The sequence below is a fragment of the Chrysiogenia bacterium genome, from assembly GCA_020434085.1.
In the GTDB taxonomy this organism is placed as follows: Bacteria; JAGRBM01; JAGRBM01; order JAGRBM01; family JAGRBM01; genus JAGRBM01.
On record JAGRBM010000455.1, the window covers coordinates 1 to 2,183 of the forward strand.

Annotated in this window: 3 protein-coding genes; all 3 read right to left on the reverse strand. The window is 62.6% G+C overall.

All coding sequences use genetic code 11. The features are described 5' to 3' along the window. The coding region (trbG, locus tag KDH09_15430; GenBank protein MCB0221088.1) for a P-type conjugative transfer protein TrbG at positions 1 to 659 on the reverse strand (659 nt) is incomplete at its 3' end. Positions 660 to 733: 74 nt separating this feature from the next. Then, positions 734 to 1,396, reverse strand: a complete 663-nt coding sequence (locus tag KDH09_15435; protein ID MCB0221089.1) for a conjugal transfer protein TrbF — start codon at positions 1,394 to 1,396, stop codon at positions 734 to 736. Between the two features lie 8 nt (positions 1,397 to 1,404). Next, a partial coding sequence (gene trbL / locus KDH09_15440; GenBank protein ID MCB0221090.1) for a P-type conjugative transfer protein TrbL occupies positions 1,405 to 2,183 on the reverse strand: 779 nt, incomplete at its 5' end.

Consider the following 2,183-nt stretch of genomic DNA (forward strand, 5'->3'; position numbering starts at 1 on the left):
CCGGCCAATGAAGAAGGAAACTGGATGTAGGTCTTCGTCCCGTCGCTATAGATCCGCGTCGGCCGCCAGCGGGCCGATCCGCTCATATGAAAGGCGAAATCCAGTTGTTCGGCCGGCACCCCTGCCCCCGGCACGACGCTCGCCTCGATGCGGGCATTGATCTCGGCGAAACGGGCATTGATGTCCTCGGGATATTCGAACCCGACCCGCGCCATGTAATCGCGATGGTGGGACTTGAGCTGGATGTGGTAGGTCCGCCGCGACGTGGTGACCACCATCGACGTCACCAGCCCCGCTTCGGACGGCTTGACGATCAGGTGAACCGCCTGGGCATTCGGTGCGCCCGATGTCGCCGGCTCCACTTTCCAGCGCACGGTATCACCCAGGAGCACGTCACGGACGATTTCGCCTGGCTGCAATTCGATGTCACAGACCTGCAGCGGCGAGCAGACCACCGAGGGCTGAATCTCACCGAAGAGGAAAATCACCTTGCCATCGGGACCGCGGGCTACAACGCCGGGCCCGTGCTGCCATTGCGCCGAGAGCTCAGTGCCGCGGGTTTCGTTCCCGGTCAACTGCTGCGCGGAGACCGGCGAAGCAACTAGCACAGCCAAAAGGGCTGCGCACAGGACGGGTCCGCGGTTCGTACTCTTCTTCATTCAATTCCCTCCGGGGCGTGTTCATTTGGCGCGCATATCTTTGCTTCAAGCGTACCGCTTGAAGCGAATGCGCGTCACAATTGCGCCGTCCAGTCAAAATCCTTCAGGTAGAGGCCGATGGGGTTGAGACGGATCACCGCCTCGTCCTGGGGCGATGTCAGGGTGACGGTCGCAATACCGCGAAACCGCCGTGTGGCGATCTCCTTGCCCTGCCGGTCGCGCTCATATTCGGTCCAGTCGATCTGGTAGCTCTGGTTGGAGAGCGGAACGATATTGTTGACCTCGATCGCCACCGTCTTCTCACGCGCCCGATCGAAGGGCGAGTTGCTCCGGAACCACGCATTCACCTTCTCGGTCGCCGGGTCGGACGACCTCAGATGCGCATAGGCGCGGTCGATATATTGCTTCTGGACGACGGTGTCGGGGGTGACTGAGCGGAAGTTTGTCACGAAGCTGCCGAGCGTCGCCCGCACCACGCGGGGATCGGCATATTCGATCTGCTGCGGGTATCCGGCTGTCGCGGCCGTGCCGAGCTTGTCGACCTCGACGATGTACGGGACGAGCTTGACCTGCGTGCTTTGATAGAGCGCATAGGAGAAGCCGATCACCGCCATCAGCATCCCGGTGATGCCGACGATGCGCCATGCCGCCGCCGCTTTCACATAGGAGCCATAGCGTTCGTTCCATTCCATGCGCGCTGCGATGTAGGGATTATCAATCGTTGGTTTCCTGGCCATGCCTCACCTCAAGCCTTGTCGTCGCTCGAGGGCCGCCGTGTGGGCCGGCCTTGAGACTGATCGAGTTTCGCGTTCGCGAGACCGAGCGTCGAAGCGCCCCAGGTGCCCGGGACGCCAATCGCTTTGTCACGCGCGGCAGATGCGGCCGCGCCACCGCCGGCGCCGACACCCGTCGCCATGCCCTTCAGCGCCGCGGCGCCGAATGAACTGCCCGAGGCCCTGGCATCGGAATAGGCCGCACCCCCTGCTCTTGCACCGCCCATGGCAAGGGCCGCGCTTCCGGCGGCAAAACTGCCAGCCTGACCGCCGTGGCGAATTACTTCCATGCCACCGGTCACCGAGACGCCCTGGACCATCCCCTGAATGATGTTGGGCACATACATGGCGATGACAAAGACAATGACCGAGATCCCGGCGATCGCCAGCGTTGCCAGGAACTCGTCGCCACCCGACGGCGCATTGGCGAGATCAATTAGCACCTCGGAGCCGATGCGGGCGATCATCACCAGCGCCATCAGCTTCATGCCCACAGAGAAGGCGTAGACCAGATAGCGGACCGAGAAATCCTTGGTGAAGCTCGAGCCGCCCAGCCCCAGCATGATCATGCCGGCGAGCAGGCCGACATACATCTCTGCCATCACCGCGACGAAAATGGCGGCGACCAGGCTGAAGGACACGACCACGATGACCATGGCGAACACTGCGGCGATTGCCAGCGCATTGTCCTCGAACAGGCCGAACTGCGCTTTGGCAGACATCTCGCTCGCGACCTGCAGCCCGGCATTGA

Excerpts from the sequence above, each read along its gene's own strand:
- KDH09_15435 (MCB0221089.1), bottom strand. The coding sequence starts at position 1,396 with ATGGCCAGGAAACCAACGATTGATAATCCCTACATCGCAGCGCGCATG.